This window comes from Halorussus vallis (assembly GCF_024138165.1).
GTDB lineage: Archaea > Halobacteriota > Halobacteria > Halobacteriales > Haladaptataceae > Halorussus > Halorussus vallis.
Window position 1 is genome coordinate 1,434,215 of sequence record NZ_CP100000.1, and the last position, 17,640, is coordinate 1,451,854.

Genomic DNA, 17,640 nt, shown 5'->3' on the forward strand with positions numbered 1-17,640 from the left:
TCCGCCGGTGTCTCGGAGAGCGTGCCGGTCTTGCCCGACGATGTCACTCGCCTTCGACGCCCGTCACTTCGAAGCCGAGTTCGCGGACACCTTCGAGCACCGCCTCGTGGTCGGCGCTGGCCTCGTAGTAGAACACCACGTCGAACGTCCCGTCGCGGAGCAGTTGCTGGCACTCCCAGATGAACGCCTCGTCGTCCAGGGTCAGTCCCTGGTGCTGGTTCGACGCGAAGTCGGTGTCGTCGGTCCCCGAGTAGACGTAGGTGTCCCGGGGGTCGTGGCCCGCGGCCTCGGCGATGACCTCACCCACGTCGACGGTCATCTGGTGCATCTCGATGTCCTCGTCGCTCCCGTAGTCGGTGTGGACGATGGCGCCGTTGAGTTCGATATCGCCGGGTTCGAGCAACTGCTTGGTGCGCCGATACAGGTCGTCGTCGAGCACGTCGGTCATACTCGAACCGAACCGACGGGCGACTATACGCCCTGCGGTTCCGACGGAGCGACCGAAAGTGACGCCGGACGAGAGCGGCGGAACCGACGAGGCCGCCGCTACCCGAGTGGCGTCTCCAGAAATTGCTTCGTTTTTGCGAGCCGTTACCGTCTACAGGCGCGTGACGTTCGTCGCGCGCGGGCCTTTGTCGGCCTGTTCGATGTCGAACTCTACTTCCTGTCCTTCTTCGAGGTCGGGGCCGCCAACGTCTTCCATGTGGAAGAAAACGTCCTCGTCCGCGTCCTCAGTGTCGATGAATCCGTAGCCGCCAGTCTCGTTGAAGAAATCAACCGTACCTTTCGCCATTGCGTTCGTCTCAAGACGCCCCATACTTAAAAAGGTATGCAAATCCCGGGTGAGTTGTGTTAACAGTAGACTCGCACTTTCGGGTCGCGCGCTCGGCGGTGCATAACGTTGATGGCTCTCCGAAACCTCGGTCCGACTGACCGATGTTACGGTGGGCACGGCGACGGACGCGAGCCGCGTACGAGCGACTGCTCCGACGGGAGATATCCGGCGCGCCGACGCACGTGGCGGTGATCCAGGACGGTAACCGCCGGTACGCCAGCATGCAGGGCGGCGACGCCCCGGACGGCCACCGCGCCGGCGCGGAGACGACCGAGCGAGTCCTCGAATGGTGCGAGGAACTCGGCGTCGAGGAACTGACGCTGTACGCCTTCTCGACCGAGAACTTCGAGCGCCCCGAACACGAACGCGACGCCCTCTTCGACCTGCTCGAGGAGAAACTCTACGAGTTCGGCGACGACGAGCAGGTCCACGACGGCGAGGTCTGCATCCGGGCCATCGGCGACGTCGCGCGCCTCCCCGAACGCGTCCGCGAGGCGGTCCGGTACGCCGAGCGCCGGACCGCCGACTACGACGAGTTCACGCTCAACGTCGCGCTCGCCTACGGCGGCCGCAACGAACTCCTCGGGGCGGCCCGCGACGTGGCCCGCGCCGTCGAGTCCGGCGACCTCGAACCCGAAGACATCGACGTGGCCGAGATCGAGTCGCGCATCTACGACCGCCCGCTCCGGGACGTCGACCTCATCATCCGGACCGGCGGCGACGAGCGCACCTCCAACTTCCTGCCGTGGCACGCCAACGGCAACGAGGCCGCCGTCTTCTTCTGTACGCCCTACTGGCCAGAGTTCTCGAAGGTCGACTTCCTGCGGGGAATCCGGACCTACGAGTCCCGCGAGGAGTCCTGGCGGCAGGCCAGAGTCAAGCGCGCACTGGCGCTGGTCAAGGAACTGGGCGGCGTCGAACTTGACGACGCCCGTGCTGTCATCGAGAAGTTCCGAGACGCGGTTCCGGAAGGAGCTAGCGTCGAGGAGTTGGACGCCGACGGCGAACGCCCCGCGGAGTAAGGGCCGATTCTACCGGCCGAACTTACGTCAGGAGCGTAGCGAAGTGACGGCGTTCGACTTACCGACCGAACCGCCGGAAGACTCGCTCCGCTCACCTTCCGAGCTTCGACCTACCGACCGAATCGCCGCTGGCGATTCTTGTAGTCCAGTAGCGCCCGCAGGTAGTCGCGCTTGCGGAAGTCCCGCCAGTTCACGTCGGTGAAGTAGAGTTCGGAGTACACCGACTGCCAGATCATGAAGTCCGAGAGGCGCTCGGCGCCGGTCTTCAGCACGAGGTCGGGGTTTTCGGGGAACACCAGGTGCTCTTCGACCTCCGTCTCGCCGACCTCGTCGGGCGAGACGTCGCCGGCCTGCACGCTCTCGGCGATCTTTCGAACCGCCCCGGCGAACTCGTGTTTGCCGCCGAGGCCGATGGAGATCTGGAGCGGCGCGTCGGCCCGCCGGGTGTCGTCGGGGCCGCGAACAGCCAGTTGGCGCGGCGCGGCCACGTTCTCCAGTTCGCGTTTGAGGGTCGGCACCGCGCCCGAGTCCAGCACCGAGATGTACACCGTCACGCGCTCGGCGCCACGCTCGAACGCCCACCCGAAGAAGCGCTCCAGCGTCCGGTAAGCGCCCTGTTCGAGCAGGTCGCGCTCCGTGATGACCACGGCGACGTGGCGGGGCGGGTCGGCGTCGTGGCGGCGGAGACGGGCGGCGAGATATCGGTCGTACAGTCCCACGCGCGGCGGTTCGCACGCTATCGTCCTAAACGTCACGAACCGAATCGGCGAAAACGTACGCTCCGAATCGGGGAGGTTTCCGACTGTGACGACTCAGACAGTTGGTACTCGGAGAGAGCGACGAAAACTCCAACTGCAACCGCCTCGAAAGCCCCCGCCCGCTACGCTCCCGCGGCTCGCTGCGGTCCTCGGCACTCACTTCGTTCGTGCCTGCGGTCCTTGCATCGCCGGGGTTCGCGTAGCGGGCGGCCCCTTTCAGTCCACCGTCGGACCGGAGGTCCGACGAGCTCTCGTTCGCTCCGCTCACGAGAACCACCCTGCCGGTCGATTCACCGAGCTCTACCGGTGGTTCGTGTCGCCGAGCGCTTCCGATGGCCAGTTCCACCGAGCGCTCGCCGCGCGATTCGGGCGGCTTAGGCCGCCCGAATCGCGCCGGTCAGAACGGTCGTCGGTCGGGCTCGGTGGGTCGAAATCCCGGCGCACGACGCGCGTCTGACGGTACGACGCCCCAGACGGCCGTCTGCTTCGGGAAGATTAAGTAGGCGTCGGCGGAACGGGGGGATAACGTGACTACGAGAGTCCGGCGGGCGGCCGGCTACGCGGTCGTCTCGACGCTGTCGCTCGCCGCTCCGACGCTCGGGTGGGCGACCGCCGTCGCCTACGCCGCCGTCGCCGTGGGGGCGCTTGCCGTCACCGACGGGCCGCTGTTCGAACTGTTCGCGCGGCCCACAGACCGGCAGGAAGGCCGACTCCACGGACTGGCGGGGTTCGCCTTCGCCGCGACGGGACTGGCGTTGCTGACCACGCTGATGACGCTCCCCGCGCGGGTGTTCGTCGCCAGCGTCGTCCTGCTCGGTTTCGGGAACCTCGCCCAGCAGGTGGTCGGCGAGTACTCCAACGAGTCGATAGCCCAGGTCACCGCCTTCGTCTTCGGCGGGTTCCTCGCGGCGGTCGCCGGCCAGGCCGCCACGCTCGCCCTGGAGGGAACCCCGGTCGCCGGTGCGCTCCCCGAGATGGCCTTCCTCGCGGCCAGCGGCGTCCTTCTCGCCGGGCTCCTCCGGTCGGTGCTGTTCGCCCGCGACGACCCGCTGGTGATGCTCTCGGCCGCGATGCTGCTGTGGCTGTTCGCCGACCTCGCCGTCGAGGTCACCCTGACCAGCGTCGCGGTCGCCATCGCGGTGACCGCGCTGTTCGGCTACGTTTCGTGGGCGCTCGACGCCGCCTCGATTCCGGGGATGCTCACCGGCGAACTGCTGGCGATGCTCACCATCGTGCTGGGCGGCTACGGCTGGTTCGCCGTCCTCATCGCCTTCTTCGGCATCGGGAGCCTCTCGACGAAGTTCCGCTACGACCAGAAACTGGACCGCGGCGTCGCCCAGGAGAACGACGGCGCGCGCGGCAGCGGCAACGTCCTCGGGAATGCGGCGGTCGCGCTCGTCGCGGTGCTCGCCTACGCCGCCCGCGGAAAGCTCCCCGGCGACGGCACGCTGTTCCTGTTCGCGTTCGCCGGCTCCATCGCCACCGCGATGAGCGACACCCTGTCGAGCGAGATCGGCGGCGTCTTCGACGACCCCCGGCTCATCACCACCCTCAAACGCGTCGAACCCGGCACCGACGGCGGCGTGACCTGGCAGGGCGAACTCGCGGGCGTCGCCGGAGCGGCCGTCGTCGCGGCCATCGCCGCGGGGCTGTTCGAGAGCGTCGACCTCGTCGGCGCGGCGGTCATCGTGCTGGCCGGCGCCGGCGGGATGACCATGGACAGCCTGCTCGGCGCGACGCTGGAAGGCGACCGCCTCGGTAATCAGGCGGTCAACTTCCTCGCGACGCTCACCGGCGCACTTTTGGGTTCGGCGCTCGCTGTAGTCGTCCTGACGTGATTCGAGACGCCCGGCCGAGCGACCGCGAGCAGTTGCGGGCGCTCCAGACCAACCTCCGGGAGCCGAATCCCGCCCTGTTAGCCTACGCCGTCGAAGGGCCGCCGCTCGTACTAGTGTCCGCGGTGGACGGAACGCCCGCGGGCTACCTCGTGGCATTCTACGACGGGGAGTCGGGCTACGTCGCCGAAATTGCCGTCTCTCCCACCCACCGTCGCGAGGGTCGGGCAACCCAACTCCTGCTCGCGACGTTCGACCGCCTGCGCTCCGAGGGCTGTTCGGAAGTTCGACTCACCGTTCATCCGGAGGACGCGCCCGCCAGACGCCTCTATGAGTCGGCGGGGTTCGAGGAAGTTGGCCGGGAGTCGGACTACTACGCCGATGGGAGCGACGGTATCGTGATGGGTCGGAACGTACTCGCCTAGCGGCTACGCGACGCAATCGGACGCGAGCCTACGGAACGGCGGAGAATCACGGCGTCCTCCGACGGCTATCGCTCGAACCGGTCGGCGGCCCGAATCCGGACGCCCGCGGGTTGCTTGACGAACTCGCCCAGTTCGGCGGCGACGGCCTGCTCGACGCCGCGCTGGGCGGCCACGTCGAGCACGCGCTGGGAGAGCGTCCCGTCGAGGACGACCGCGTAGGGTACCTCCTCGGCGCTCTCGACCGCGTCGAAGGCGTTCTCGGCGGCCGCCTCCGCGAGCGTCCCGAACGACGAGTCGAGCAGTCGGACGGTGCCGGTTTCGCCGTCGACGACCGCCTCTACGTGTCCGCGGAGGCTCTGCGGCCCCCGTTCGGCGTCGGCCACGGCGTCGGCAGGGTCGCCGCGGCCATCGCTGTCGACGGCGGCGTCGGTTTCCGTCGGCTCCGACTCGTCGGCTTCGGACGACCCGTCGTCCGTCGAGTCGGTCGTCTCGCCCGAGCGTCCCGAGTCGGGACGCTCGGGCGATTCGGTCGTTTCCGGTCCCGCGCTCGCGGTCTCGCTCTCGGGGGCCGGCCGGGCGCTCCCGTCGGTCGCGGCGGTGTTCGCCTTGGTTTCGTCGGCGGACCCGGACGCGTCCGGGTCCGTCTCCCCCTCGCTCGACTCGGCGTCGGTATCCTCGACCATCGACTCGTCGAACCGGTGCTTGCTCCGGAGCGCCGACATGACCTCGCGGCGGTCCAGGTCCTCGACCGACTTACCGGCGGGCGCGAACGCCACGTAGTCGATGTCGCCGACCTGCGATAGCTCCTTGCGGATGAGGTCGCCGCCCCGGTCGCCGTCGAGGAATGCGGTGACGTTGCGGCTCTGGGTGAGTTCGGCCACCGCGTCGGGGACGTTCGTCCCCTCGACCGCGATGGCGTTCTTGACGCCGTAGCGAAGCAGGTTCAGCACGTCGGCCCGGCCCTCGACGACCACGATGGCGTCGCTGTCGGCGACCCGCGGGCCGGCGGGTAGCCCTTCGAACTCGACGATGTCCTCGACGCGGACGCTCTGGCGGACCTCCTCCAGAATCTCCCGGGAGGTCATCACGTCCTCGTCGAACGACTCGGATATGAGTTCCTTCGCGCGCTCGACGACCCGGCGGCGCTTGGCGGCCCGCACGTCTTCGATGCCGGCGATGGCGACGCTGGCCCGACACGGGCCGACGCGGCTGATGGTTTCGAGCGCCGCCGCGAGGATGGAAGTTTCTACCTTGTCGAGGCTCGAGGCGATGGTGATGGTGCCGTACGACTGGCCGTTCTGGCTGTCGACGTCGACGTCGATGCGTCCGAGTTTCGAGGACTGCTGGAGGTCGCGGAGGTCCAGGTCGTCGCCGAGCAGGCCTTCGGTCTGGCCGAAGACCGCGCCGACGACGTCACTCCGCTCTACCACCCCGTCGGCGGTGATGTCGGCGTGAATGACGTATTTCGCTGTGTCGTCCATGAGTGGTGAACTGCCCCGGTGAGGGGCTGGATAGTGATGTGTCCATGAGCAGCGCGGCCATGGATGTTTTAAAATCACGTGCGACAACTGAAATACCTGTCGTCGCTCCGGCCTCGTCCGTCGATTCCGGAACTTCGAGCGGGACCCCGAGGGACGGCGTTCACTTCCCTCGACGGTGCGGCGTTCGCTCGGTTGGACTCGGCGGGCGCGAGACGCGCCCGCCGAGTCCAATCGGGACTGAAATCCGGTGCGTTCTTCCGGCCGCTCCGCCCAGGTACGGGCGAGCGCATGTTCCGGCCCGGCCACTACGGAGTCACGCTGACGCTGTACGCGCCCGTCGGGTGTTGGCTCGTCGCCACGGGCGACCCGGTCGCCGCCTACCTCGGCGGCGCGGGCGCGCTGTGGCTCACGATGTCGCCCGACTGGGACTCGCGGGTGCCGTTCATCACTCACCGCGGGTCGACCCACACCCTGCTGTTCGCGGCGCTCCTCGGCGCCGCGGCGTGGGTCGCGGCGACGCTCGCGGGCGTCGGGACGACGCCGTTCGGCCCGACCGACCTCCGGACGTTCGCGGCGGGCGTCGCGTCGTTCGCCGTACTCTCGCACCTGGTCGCCGACCTGCTCACGCCGATGGGCGTCGCCGTGTTCTGGCCGCTGACCTCGCGGCGCTACACGGCGTCGCTGGTGCGAGCGAGCAACCGGACGGCGAACTACCTGCTGTTCGCGCTCGGGGTGTTCGCCACCGCGGTCGCGGCCTATCTGGGACTCTCGCGGTACGGCGGCGGGTCGTATTAGTCCCTCCGGCGACAACGCTTTTCTTGCTTCCGAACCTGCTTCCCGTGTGACCCGCGAAGCGAACGACTCCATCCCGTCGTTGGCAGACGACGCCCTGTTGGCCCCGTTTCGGGAGCGCGAGGACCCGGTGTTGACCACCGACGAACTCCTCGCGTCGCTCCCGTTCGGCGGTCCCGCGGTCCACGAGACGCTGGAGCGTCTCAACACGGAGGGCGTCGTCGAACGGAAGTCGGTCGGCGACGGCGAAGTCTGGTGGCTCCCCGGCCACACGAGCACCGACGAGCGCGCCGGACCGATGACCGGGGCGCACCAGCCCGCGACGAGCATCCCCCGAGAACTGGAGACGGCCATCCAGGCGCTCGACGGTATCGACGAGCGCCAGCGCGCCGCCATCTACGCGACCTGCCACTTCCTCTACGGCGAGGAGTCGGCCGACGCCGAGACGATTCAGGCGCGCGTCTACCCCGACCAACCGGCCGGCTACGACGACCCCGAGCGGTGGTGGGAAGAGTGCATCCGCCCGGCGCTCGCCGACCTTCCCGGCATCAGTCGCGTCGACGGCGGGTGGCGACTCGATTAGGACGCCGAACGGCGGGCGCCGCCGGCCGTGCCCCTAGTCGACGGGCACCCGTCGGCGCTGGTCACCACTCCTCGTAGGTGAGTCTGTCGGCCTTGGTCGTCACGGCCCGCATCATGCAGCCGTGACACACCCAGGCGTCGGCCCCCATGCGCGTGACGAGCTCGGTCCCCTCCGGCTTCCGGCGCTCGCAGATGTCACAGACGGGCATGCGTCGTCCTTCGAGACTCGGAGGCTTCAATCCCCTGCCCGGCGAGTCGCCCGCGTCGGCGCCGCGACGACCTCGAGCGCCGGTTCGGGTCGCCGCTCTTTTTATCCCGCACCGCCGACGTTCCGACGATGACGGTGAAGCCGAGCGACGACCCCGGTCGCCTCGGAGGGTCGCCCGAATGCTAGAGCGGTGGTTCACCGAGGTCGTAGGCACCGACCCCGTAGCGCTGGGACTGGCCGGCGGCGTCGTCATCGCGGCGCTCAACACGCTCGGGGCGCTGCTCGTCGTCGCCTGGCCCGACCCCTCCGAGGAGGCGCTCGACACCGCGCTCGGCTTCGCCGCCGGCGTGATGCTGTCGGCGAGTTTCACGAGCCTCATCCTCCCCGGCATCGAGGCCGGCGGGGTCATCCCGGTCATCGTCGGATTCGCGCTCGGAGTCGCCGTCCTCGACCGGGCCGACCAGTGGGTGCCCCACATCCACGTCGTCGTCACGGGCACGTCGTGGGCCGGCAACGGGGGCGAACCCCGCATCGAGGAGGACAGCCGAACCGGCCGCGAGCGCGTTCCCGCCGACGACTCGCGGGTCGCGTCCGTCCTGCTGTTCATCGTCGCCATCACGCTCCACAACATGCCCGAGGGACTCGCGGTCGGGGTCGCGTTCGGGTCGGGTCACGAGAACCTCGGCAACGCACTGTCGCTGATGCTCGCCATCGGCATCCAGAACGTCCCCGAGGGACTCGCGGTGTCGGTCGCCGCCGCCAACGCCGGGATGGGGTCGCTGTTCTACGCCACCTTCGCGGGAATCCGGGCCGGCCTGGTCGAGATTCCGCTGGCCGTCTTCGGCGCCGTCGCGGTCGGCGTCGCCGCGCCGATACTCCCCTACGCGATGGGCTTCGCCGCCGGCGGGATGCTGTTCGTCATCAGCGACGAGATCGTCCCCGAAACCCACGCCCGGGGCCACGAGCGCCTCGCGACCCTCGGAACGATGGTCGGTGTCGTCGTGATGCTGTACCTCGACGTGGCGCTGGCGTGAGGGCGGACGACCGTACGCTACGGAAATTCCGCGCAACCCCTAACAGCCTCGCGCCCTAACTCCCGAGTATGAGCAAAGAGAAGTCGCGAGACGACCTGCCGAACTCCGACGCCGAGTGGCGCGAGGAACTCACCGACGAGGAGTACGAAGTGCTCCGCGAGGCCGGCACCGAGCGACCGTTCTCCGGCGAACACGTCGACCGCAAGGACGACGGCACCTACGCCTGCGCCGGCTGCGGCGCCGAACTGTTCGACTCGGAGACGAAGTTCGACTCCGGATGCGGCTGGCCGAGCTTCTACGACACCGACAACGAGCGAATCGAAACCCGAACCGACACCAGCCACGGGATGGACCGCATCGAGGTGCTGTGTGCGAACTGCGGCGGGCACCTCGGCCACGTCTTCGACGACGGCCCGGAGCCGACCGGCAAGCGCTACTGCATCAACTCGGTCGCTCTCGATTTCGAAGAAGACGAGGAGTAGCGCAATTCGAAATTTCTCGGTTTTTCACTGCGAACGGCCGCAACGACCGCAAAGGAAAACGCCTCGAAAGCCCCCGCCCGCTCGCGGTCGCTGTGAGACATATCCGGTAAGCGGCTTTGCCGCTTACCGGATAGGGGCCCCACAGACGACCACGTCCTTCGGACGCGAGCGGGCGGCCCCTTTCAGTCCCACCCTGCCGGTTGGTTCATCGAGCGCTTTTGTGAACTGATTCACCGAGCGCAAGTTGCGCGAGGGGTGGAGACGCGCGATACTCGACCTTCGGCGTGGCGCGCGCTGGCGCGGCCTCGTGCCGCGCCATCATCGCGCGAGGGACGACTGAGCGACCGCAGGGAGCGAAGGAGTCGGCTGGGGAGGGCGTGGCTTGCGTCTGCGCGAGCGTAGCGAGTGCAGGCTCGTCGGACCGAAGGTCCGACGGCGGTGGCGGGGCGGTCACTCATTTGCATCGTGCGAGCAGGACGCTTCGTTGGTCAAACACCGTCGGTTGCGGTGCGGTTTCGGTTGCGAAGTTCGGGTAGACGTTTTCGTCCGACGAGACACCCCCTACCGCAGAGAATCGAGAAACGACCCTATCGCGAATCAGTTTGTCCGATTATAGATACCCCAGTTCCTTCAACTGCTCCTGGACGCCTTCGTCGAAGTCCATCTCCTGGTCGTCGGCCGCCGCCTCGCGCTTGTAGGTGTCGAGTTCGACCGCGAAGGGTTCGAGCGCCGCGGCGGGAATCGGCACGTCGCGAGCGACCTCCTCCTGCCAGGAGGGTCGGTCGGAGTCGAGGCGGTACTCGTAGGTTTCGCCGAGCGAGTTCCACTGGTACTTGGTTTCGCCGTCGTAGGCCACCCGCATCATTCGGTTCCAGAAGGCGTACTCCTCCTCGGAGAAGTCCCGGCCCCAGGTGGCGTTCTGCGCGCCGAGCAGGCCCACTGTCTCCGAGACGACCGTCTCCCGCAGGAGGTCCTCGGAGAACGGTTCGCCCCGGGCGAGCGACACCAGCAAGTCGCCCAGATCCGCGAGCGAGAAGTGGTCGGTGACCGCCGCGGGCCAGCCCTCGGGCGGATTCACGATCTCCAGCGGCGTGTGGAGGATGCCCTCGGTCATGCTGGCGGTGTGGTGGAACTGCTTCTTGTCGGCCTCGTAGCCGAGGTTGTGGCCGTGGTCGGAGATGATGACGACGCTCGTCTCCCCGTCGGTCTCCCGGCGGAACTTCTGGATGGCGGCCGCCACCTTCCGGTCGAGGTAGTCGATGGACGCCGCGTAGACGTCCCGGTAGTTGCGGGCGTACTCCGCGGTCGCCTTCCCGTCGTGGTTTAGCTCCCACTTGTTGAACTCGCGGGAACTCCAAGAGTGGGGCACGTCGTGCATCGTCGTATCGTGCTGGACGAGGTTCCGGAGCGGCGTGTGGGCGTCCATGTAGTTGGCGAACAGGAACAGCGGGTCCCGGCCCCGGTTCGCGCCCGACTCGACGACCAGTTCGGAGATGCGCTTGGCACCGTCGTCGACGAGTTCGGGCACCGGCCAGGACTTGGCCTTCGGGCCGACCTGCGACCAGACGCCGTTGGCGAAGCTCTTGACGGGCCGTTCGTGTTCGAGACACTCCTCCAGGAAGCCGAGGTAGCGCTTCCAGGCCTCGGGTTCGTCGGTCTTCTTCATGTACTCCTGGACCGACAGCGCCTCGTTGAACAGCGACTCGGCGGTGTGGCTCCCGATGGAGAAGTCGTGGTACTCGTCGAACCAGGCGTCGAAGCCGAACGGCGGGGTGAGATACGAGTTGGCGCTGAGCGCGACGGTACGGTACTCGTGGAGGTCCGCCAAGAACGTCTCGTCGGTATCGATTCCGGCGAAACTGAAGTCGGCGTCGAAGCTCTCGGAGTGGACGCCGTGGTCGCTGGGGAGTTCGCCGGTGAAGATGCTCGTGTGACTCGGGACGCTCCACGAACTCGCGGCGCGGGCGTTCTCGAACGACGAGTCCGACAGCGCCCGGAGTCGCGGGGCGTACTCGTCGAAGTAGTCCTTGCGCACCGTGTCGAGGACGATCAGGGCGACGTTGCGGGCCTCGCCGTGGTGGTCCGTCATGGTCCGGGCTAGGACGCGACCCGCGATTATTATGCGGGCGCTAAACGGGCGAGGCGACCGACCCGTCGCGGCAGAATCGCCGGAGGTCGGCGACGTCGCCGACCTCCGGCGATTTAATCACTCCGGGCGCTGGTTCGGCGTCGTGAACGGCGTGATGGCGGCCGTGCGCTGAGCGACGGTCGCGATGCGGAGGACGAACGCGAACAGCACCGCCAGCGGCGCGAAGCCGACCGTGACGGTCAGCGCGAGCGCGAGCGGCGGGAGCGTGGGAAAGAACGACCCCTCGGGGGCGCCGCCGGCGAGCACCAGCACCGCCGTCGAGACGACCGTCGCGGGGACGCCGACGTACAGCAGGATGCGCGAGAACGTCGCGAGTTCGCTCTGCATGTAGAGGGTCTTGAAGTACTGGCGGGCGACGTCGATTCGCTGGAGGCGCGTGACGAGTTCGTCGAGTTCGGCGATCTCCTCGTCGTCGAGGCTCTCGCGGTGGTTCTCGCGGATGCGCTGAATCTGGTGAATCTGCTCGCCGTAGTTGGTGTCGAGGGTCGCCGACAGCGCGTGGAACGTGCCGAAACTCGATTCGTTGAGCAGGCCGCTCACCTCGTCGATGTGGTCGTTCAACGACGATTCGAGGCGGTCTATCTCGTCGTCGAGGTCGTCGTCGCCCACGCCGCGGACGTCTTCGAGCGATTGGACCTGGTCGTGGGTGTTCTCGAGAAGTTGGGCCAAGAAGTCCGAGGGCGTCACCGGCGCGACGGACCCGCCGGCGTCGTTCTGGACAGCCTGGCGGTACTCAGTCACGCGGTCGATCTGGTCCAGGAGTTCGCCGGGCGACCCGAGCTGTCGCGAGAGGACGAGCTGATTGATGGAGAGGACCAGCGTGATGAGCGTGATGTTGCCCCCGACCTGGGAGCTGTAGACGTAGAGCAGCGGCACCGGCCACGCGATTCCGCCCACCGAGAATGACTCTACGAGGACGAACAGCGCGAACACGCCCGCCAGCACCACCGCCGCGATGGTCAGTCGGTGACCGTCCAGCAACAGCCACTCGGCGGGGTCGTCCCTGGCGACGCGAACGTCGTCGCGGAGTTGGTCCCGAAGCGTCCGAGCCATCTAACTACGGTACGGGAACGAGACGGGAAAGCCCGTCGGCGGAGAAGCGGGCGACCGAGTCCGCCGACTCAGACCCGCAACCGAACCGTCTCGTCGGTGATGTTCGAGACGAACTCGTCGGCGAGGCGCTCGGTATCCTGGTGGACGGGACCGTCCCACCGAAGCTCGGAGAGCGTCTCGGCGTCGGCGTCGGTGTCGACGGCGACGTAGAGGTCGCCGTCACGTACGTCGTCGACCGTGCCGACGGTGCCGCCGCTCTGGGAGACGACTCGCTTTCCGACGTGCTTCTCGGAGTAGTCGGCCATGGAGCGTGGTACGGCGTCGACGGGCGAATGCGTTGGGGCCGCTCGGTGTTCGGAGTGGAACGCGGCGAGGCCGACTTTTCGACCGAGTACGCGACCCGATTTACCGAACCGGCGCGCGCTGACGCGGGCAGGCGGTTCGCCCGCGTCCATGCGCGCGAGGGATGAGCGAACGAAGTGAGCGAATCGGTTGGGGAGGGTGTGGCTCGCGGTGGCGGTGCGGTCACTCAGTTGTGGAGTGTGAGTAGCGGTCTACGGTGCGGTTGCGGTCGCGGTCGGAGTGCGGTCACGTATCGTCCTAACGAAAGTCACGAGAGCGCTTCGGAGGAAACCAGCCAGACCCACCCCTCAGAAATCCAGCCGAGAAAGCGTCTCCCCCAACTCCGGGACGTACGACTCGCCGAAGTAGTAGACGTGGACCAGCAGGGGGTACACCGCGTAGGCGTCCCGGCGCTCCGGGAAGAACCCCGACGCGATGCCCCGGCGCTCCCGATACCTGTCGAAGAACGCCTCGCCGAAGGTCCCGGTCCAGTCGACGTAGGCGAGTTCGATTTCGGGGTGGGCGTAGTAGCACGCCGGGTCGAGGAACGCCCGCACTTCGCCCGCGTCGGGGTCGGCGAGGACGTTTCCGGTCCAGAGGTCGCCGTGGACCAGCCCCGGCGCGTCCGGTTCGACGAGGAGGCCGTCGAGCGCGTCGGCGAACTCGCCGACGCGCTCGGCCAGCGACGGCGGGAGGCGGCCAGACTCGCGCACGAGTCCGGCCGCGTACTCGACCCGACGGTCGCGGTAGAACTCGACCCAGGAGTCGGTCCACGGGTTCGGCAGGTCGACGGAGCCGACCAGCGTGTCGAAGGGGAAGCCGAACGTGGGGGCGCTCACGTCGTGGAGCGCGGCGAGGCGGTCGGCGGCGTCGCGCTCGACCGCCGGGGTGAATGTCGCCCGGCCGTCGACGTACTCCAGCACCAGCAGGTCATTGTCGGCGTGGAGCATGCCGGGCACCGGGAGGTCGCTCTCAGTCTCCAGGTACCGGAGCATCCGGGCCTCGACGGTCAGGGGCGCGTCGCCGGTCTTGGCGACTACGGTGCGGCCGTCGGCGAGGTCGACCCGGCGGACGACGCCGATCTCACCACCGTCGAGTTCGGCGACCGCCGTCGGCTCCGAGCCGACGGCGGTCGCGACGCGGTCGACGAAGTCCTCGGGAACGTCGGCCATCGCTCCGACCGAGGGGCCGACGCGACCTAAGTTCTCCCGAACCCCACCGAGTCAGATTTATGCTAACACGGCGCTTACTTCCGGCGGGACCCGCATGTCACAGGCCGCCCGCGAATCGGGAGCGACCGCCGACGAGAACCGAAACGAGACGGGAGACGAAAACTGGGACGAAACTGGAGACGAAAGCCGGGACGAGACGGCCGCGGAGTTCGAACGCCTCCGGACCAAGAAGAAAGAACGCCGAGGCAACGCCGAGGAGGCCGAGGTCGAGGACGTGTTCGTCGGCGAGAGCCGGGTCGTGCTCACGGTCGGCTTCGACTGGACGACCGACACCGAGCGACTCGCCTACGACCTCGACGACGACCGGGACGTGCTCCGGTTGGACGCGCTCGCCGACGCCCAGGGCTTCGAGTTCGAGCAGGTGAGCTTCCTGGAAGGCGAGAGTTTCCCCGTGGTCTACACCGGCGAGGAGTGGGTGCCGGAGGCCCACCTCGCCCACGTAGAGAGCCAGGGGTCCGCCGCCGAGACGTTCGCCGCCGAGTCGCGGTTGCTCGCACGCGAACTCGCCCGGTCGCCGGGCGTCCTGCGGAAGTTCGTCCGCGCGGTCCGGCGGATGACGACCAAGCAGTGGATTATCGCCGTGATTCTGGTCAAGAAACTGGTCGTCGTCGCGCTGGTGGCGTGGCTGGTACTGTAAACGTCGCCGTCACGCCGAGGTGCTTTTCCCGGCGCTGGGAGTAGGAGGCGTATGGACGCTCGGGTCGAACGCCTCTACTCGACGGGACGGGCGGTCCTGCGTGAGGTGCGAGCCGAGGACGTGACGTTCATGGCCGGGAGCGTCGCCTACCACGCGTTCGTCTCGCTACTGCCGGTGCTGGTGTTGTTGACGCTCGTGGTGTCGACCGTCGGGAGCGAGACGCTGGCGACCGAAATCGTCGGCCTGGTCGTCGCCTACTTCCCGCCGAGCGTCCAGTCGTTCGTCGGGACCGCGCTGTCGGGCGGCCCAGCGACCCACGTCTCGCTGGTGAGTTCGGTCGCGCTCCTGTGGGGGACGTTCAAGATATTTCGGGCGCTCGACGCCGCCTTCGCCGAGATATACGACGCCGAGCGCCGGTCGTCGCCGCTCCACGAAGCCGCCGAAACCGTCCTCGTCTTGCTCGCGGTCGTGCTGAGCGTCGTCGCGCTCGGAATCACCGGGACGGCGTTCGCCTTCCCCGACTGGCTCCCGCTGACGGGGGCGATGAACGAGATACTCTCGGTGGGCGTGCTGATGGCGGCATTCCTGCCGATGTACTACGCCTTCCCGAACACCGAGGTGACGGTCCGGGAGATACTGCCCGGCGTCGTGGTCGCCGCGCTCGGGTGGAAGGCGCTTCAGGTCCTCTTCCAGTTGTACGCCGCCGTCTCGACCAAGTCGACCGCCTACGGCGTGGCCGGGGGCGTCCTGCTGGCGCTGATCTGGCTCTACTTCGGCGGCCTCGTCCTGCTGGTCGGCGCGGCGGTGAACGCCGTGCTCGCCGGCAAGGACGGCGACGTGGCGCCCGGCGCACGACAGGAGACGAGCGCCGACCGCGGTCGCACCGAGCGCCCGTCCGAATCGGTCGAGAGCGAGCGCGAGTTCGCGCTCGCTCTCGACCGACTGGTCGCCGAAGCGCGCGACGGCGGCGTTCCGGAGGAGTCAATTCGGCGCGCGCTCCGGACTCGGGCCGACGACCGCCGCGAAGCAAGCGACGAGAAGTCGAGGTGAAGTCACCGAGCTACAGTCCCTCCCGCGGCGACCACGCTTTTGGGTCGAGGAGTCGAGCGTCCGACCATGGCCAGGTCGATTCCGCCCGAAGCCGAGCGACTCATCACCAGCGAACCGCTGATGGCCCACTTCGCCACCTGCGCCGACGGCCGCCCGCACGTCGCGCCGGTGTGGTACCACTACGACGCCGGCACGCTGGAGGTGCTCACCGGCGGACGAAAGCTGGCGAACGTCCGGAAGAATCCGCTGGTCGCCGTCTCGATTCAGAAGGACATCGGCGGGAAGACCGAGTGGATGGTGACGCTCCGGGGGACCGCGACGGTGGTCGAGGACGAGCAGGCGCGCCGGGCGGCCGCAGAGCGAATCAATCCCAGGTACGGCGCGCCGCCGGAGGAGTACTCGGAGAACGTGCTGGTCCGGGTCGACGTGGGGTCGGCGAGGTATCAGACGTACTGACGCTCTCGGGGAAATATTCACGCAGGTACGGCCGACAGTCCGACTCACTCGATGGGGAACCGCAGAATCGCGCCGAGGCCGTCGAACGCCTCGGCGAACCGTCGGCCGTCCTCGAAGTCGTTCGGAACGACGACGCACTCGCCGCCCTCGTTCTCGGCGCGCTCGCGCAGCGAGCGCACCTCCTCGACCGGGAGGGTCTCCGCGACCAGCAGCGTCTCGACCGCGTCGTACTCCAGCGCCTCGTCGACCGCGTCGCGGCCGTAGACGACCGACTCCGCTTCGCTTCCGGCACTGCTTTCTCCGTCGCTTCCGGTCCCGTCGTCGCTTCCGCTCTCGCCGTCGCTCCCGGCGCCGCCGGCCGCGAGCGCGCCGAAGAACCGGTCGACGAGTTCGCGGGTTTCCCGGCGCTCCTCGTCGGCGATGCGGTCGCTGGCTTTCTCCGCGAGCTGGCGCAGCCCCTGCTCGGAGGCGTACTCGACCGCGAGCGGGTCGCCGACCAGGCGGTCTTCGAGGCGGTGGTCGAGGTGGCCGCCCTCCCGGAAGTCCTCGACCGTCACCGACGTCCCGCCCAGCACCAGACCGTCGACGCCGTGGCCCGCGCTGTCGGACTCCGCGCCGTGGTCGCCGAGGAACGCCCGTTCGGCCTCGTCGGCGACCGACTCGAAGAACTCCTCCTTCTGGCGCTCGCGGTCGCGCTCGAACCGGTCGGCCGACTGGCCGCCCGCCTTTGTCTTGCCCATCACGTCGCTGTCGAACACCTCGACGACCCGCACGTCCTCGTTCTCGGTCAGACCGAGCGCGGCCCCGCCGCGTTCGACCACGAGCAGGCCGTAGGTGCCGGCCGACTCCTCGGCGCCCGACAGCGGGTCCGTCTCGAACTCGTTGCTCCGCTCGTAGACGAACTCCGAAACCGGCGTCGGCAGGTCGTCGAAGACGTACTCGACCACGTCGCCGTCGACCACGCCGGCGTAGACGACCAGTCCGTTCTCGGGGGTCGTCTCCTGGTGCTGGAGGATTCGGCGCACCGCTTCGAGGGCGTCGAGGTACGCCCTGTCGTCGCCGTCGTCGTCGATGTACTCGGCCTCGGCGCGGTCCTCCTCGACGCGTTCGAGGGCCTCGCCGAGGGGTTTGTCGGGCGGGACCGCGACGGTGACGAGGTCGTTCTCTGTCGCTTCGGCCGCTTCGACCCGCTCGATTCGCTCTCGGAGTTCGTAGGCGTTGGTGTCCATCGGTGGTCTGTGTCGTCGCCGCGGCTCCGGTCGTCTGT

The 17,640-nt window shown here is 68.3% G+C and carries 20 protein-coding genes; 10 read left to right on the top strand and 10 right to left on the bottom strand.

What is annotated here, in order from left to right; genetic code table 11:
• Positions 1–43: 43 nt before the first annotated feature.
• Positions 44–448: a DUF5778 family protein gene (locus NGM07_RS07465; RefSeq protein WP_253518982.1), complete on the bottom strand. Its 405-nt coding sequence runs from the start codon at positions 446–448 to the stop codon at positions 44–46.
• 150 nt (positions 449–598) lie between these two features.
• The gene (locus NGM07_RS07470; protein ID WP_253518985.1) at positions 599–793 is read right to left on the bottom strand and encodes a cold-shock protein; all 195 of its coding nucleotides are present in this window, start codon (positions 791–793) and stop codon (positions 599–601) included.
• Positions 794–936: 143 nt separating this feature from the next.
• On the opposite strand from NGM07_RS07470, the gene uppS reads away from it, so the two are divergent.
• Positions 937–1,857, top strand: a complete 921-nt coding sequence (uppS, locus tag NGM07_RS07475) for a polyprenyl diphosphate synthase (protein ID WP_253518987.1) — start codon at positions 937–939, stop codon at positions 1,855–1,857.
• Between the two features lie 110 nt (positions 1,858–1,967).
• On the opposite strand, the gene NGM07_RS07480 is transcribed toward uppS, so the two are convergent.
• Positions 1,968–2,576 (bottom strand): undecaprenyl diphosphate synthase family protein, encoded by a 609-nt coding sequence (locus NGM07_RS07480; protein WP_253518990.1) that lies wholly within the window; start codon positions 2,574–2,576, stop codon positions 1,968–1,970.
• A gap of 566 nt (positions 2,577–3,142) precedes the next feature.
• On the opposite strand from NGM07_RS07480, the gene NGM07_RS07485 reads away from it, so the two are divergent.
• On the top strand, positions 3,143–4,453 hold the full coding sequence (locus NGM07_RS07485; RefSeq protein ID WP_253518993.1) for a DUF92 domain-containing protein: 1,311 nt from the start codon (positions 3,143–3,145) through the stop codon (positions 4,451–4,453).
• Positions 4,450–4,875 carry a GNAT family N-acetyltransferase gene (locus tag NGM07_RS07490; RefSeq protein ID WP_253518996.1) on the top strand — a complete coding sequence of 142 codons (426 nt, stop codon included), beginning with the start codon at positions 4,450–4,452 and terminating at the stop codon, positions 4,873–4,875. Before NGM07_RS07485 ends, NGM07_RS07490 begins: the two co-directional genes overlap by 4 nt.
• A gap of 65 nt (positions 4,876–4,940) precedes the next feature.
• Here NGM07_RS07490 and dnaG read toward each other — a convergent pair whose 3' ends face one another.
• Complete coding sequence (gene dnaG / locus NGM07_RS07495) at positions 4,941–6,356, bottom strand: DNA primase DnaG (RefSeq protein WP_253518999.1); 1,416 nt, start codon at positions 6,354–6,356, stop codon at positions 4,941–4,943.
• Between the two features lie 288 nt (positions 6,357–6,644).
• Between dnaG and NGM07_RS07500 the strand changes: the two genes are divergently transcribed.
• Both NGM07_RS07500 and NGM07_RS07505 read left to right on the top strand, forming a co-directional pair.
• On the top strand, positions 6,645–7,151 hold the full coding sequence (locus NGM07_RS07500) for a metal-dependent hydrolase (RefSeq protein ID WP_253519001.1): 507 nt from the start codon (positions 6,645–6,647) through the stop codon (positions 7,149–7,151).
• 46 nt (positions 7,152–7,197) lie between these two features.
• Positions 7,198–7,731 (top strand): hypothetical protein, encoded by a 534-nt coding sequence (locus NGM07_RS07505; RefSeq protein ID WP_253519004.1) that lies wholly within the window; start codon positions 7,198–7,200, stop codon positions 7,729–7,731.
• Positions 7,732–7,792: 61 nt separating this feature from the next.
• Here the strand turns inward: NGM07_RS07505 and NGM07_RS07510 are convergent, their stop codons facing one another.
• The gene (locus NGM07_RS07510) at positions 7,793–7,939 is read right to left on the bottom strand and encodes a hypothetical protein (protein WP_253519006.1); all 147 of its coding nucleotides are present in this window, start codon (positions 7,937–7,939) and stop codon (positions 7,793–7,795) included.
• A gap of 178 nt (positions 7,940–8,117) precedes the next feature.
• On the opposite strand from NGM07_RS07510, the gene NGM07_RS07515 reads away from it, so the two are divergent.
• Positions 8,118–8,972: a ZIP family metal transporter gene (locus NGM07_RS07515; RefSeq protein ID WP_253519008.1), complete on the top strand. Its 855-nt coding sequence runs from the start codon at positions 8,118–8,120 to the stop codon at positions 8,970–8,972.
• 68 nt (positions 8,973–9,040) lie between these two features.
• Positions 9,041–9,454 (top strand): peptide-methionine (R)-S-oxide reductase MsrB, encoded by a 414-nt coding sequence (msrB, locus tag NGM07_RS07520; protein ID WP_253519011.1) that lies wholly within the window; start codon positions 9,041–9,043, stop codon positions 9,452–9,454.
• A 610-nt stretch (positions 9,455–10,064) separates the two neighbouring features.
• Here the strand turns inward: msrB and NGM07_RS07525 are convergent.
• From NGM07_RS07525 to NGM07_RS07540, 4 genes are all read right to left on the bottom strand, one after another.
• Entirely contained in the window at positions 10,065–11,543 is a 1,479-nt protein-coding gene (locus NGM07_RS07525; protein ID WP_253519013.1) for a sulfatase-like hydrolase/transferase, read from the bottom strand.
• A 117-nt stretch (positions 11,544–11,660) separates the two neighbouring features.
• Complete coding sequence (locus NGM07_RS07530; protein WP_253519016.1) at positions 11,661–12,656, bottom strand: DUF7972 family membrane protein; 996 nt, start codon at positions 12,654–12,656, stop codon at positions 11,661–11,663.
• A 68-nt stretch (positions 12,657–12,724) separates the two neighbouring features.
• The gene (locus tag NGM07_RS07535) at positions 12,725–12,961 is read right to left on the bottom strand and encodes a DUF8593 domain-containing protein (RefSeq protein WP_253519019.1); all 237 of its coding nucleotides are present in this window, start codon (positions 12,959–12,961) and stop codon (positions 12,725–12,727) included.
• A gap of 345 nt (positions 12,962–13,306) precedes the next feature.
• Complete coding sequence (locus tag NGM07_RS07540) at positions 13,307–14,170, bottom strand: fructosamine kinase family protein (protein WP_253519022.1); 864 nt, start codon at positions 14,168–14,170, stop codon at positions 13,307–13,309.
• A 94-nt stretch (positions 14,171–14,264) separates the two neighbouring features.
• On the opposite strand from NGM07_RS07540, the gene NGM07_RS07545 reads away from it, so the two are divergent.
• From NGM07_RS07545 to NGM07_RS07555, 3 genes are all read left to right on the top strand, one after another.
• Positions 14,265–14,867 (top strand): hypothetical protein, encoded by a 603-nt coding sequence (locus tag NGM07_RS07545; protein WP_253519025.1) that lies wholly within the window; start codon positions 14,265–14,267, stop codon positions 14,865–14,867.
• 51 nt (positions 14,868–14,918) lie between these two features.
• The gene (locus NGM07_RS07550; protein ID WP_253519028.1) at positions 14,919–15,917 is read left to right on the top strand and encodes a YihY/virulence factor BrkB family protein; all 999 of its coding nucleotides are present in this window, start codon (positions 14,919–14,921) and stop codon (positions 15,915–15,917) included.
• A 66-nt stretch (positions 15,918–15,983) separates the two neighbouring features.
• A complete protein-coding gene (locus NGM07_RS07555; RefSeq protein ID WP_253519030.1) occupies positions 15,984–16,373 on the top strand; it encodes a pyridoxamine 5'-phosphate oxidase family protein in 390 nt (129 codons plus the stop codon).
• 44 nt (positions 16,374–16,417) lie between these two features.
• Here NGM07_RS07555 and NGM07_RS07560 read toward each other — a convergent pair whose 3' ends face one another.
• Positions 16,418–17,602 (bottom strand): Vms1/Ankzf1 family peptidyl-tRNA hydrolase, encoded by a 1,185-nt coding sequence (locus tag NGM07_RS07560; RefSeq protein ID WP_253519033.1) that lies wholly within the window; start codon positions 17,600–17,602, stop codon positions 16,418–16,420.
• Between the last annotated feature and the right edge of the window lie 38 nt (positions 17,603–17,640).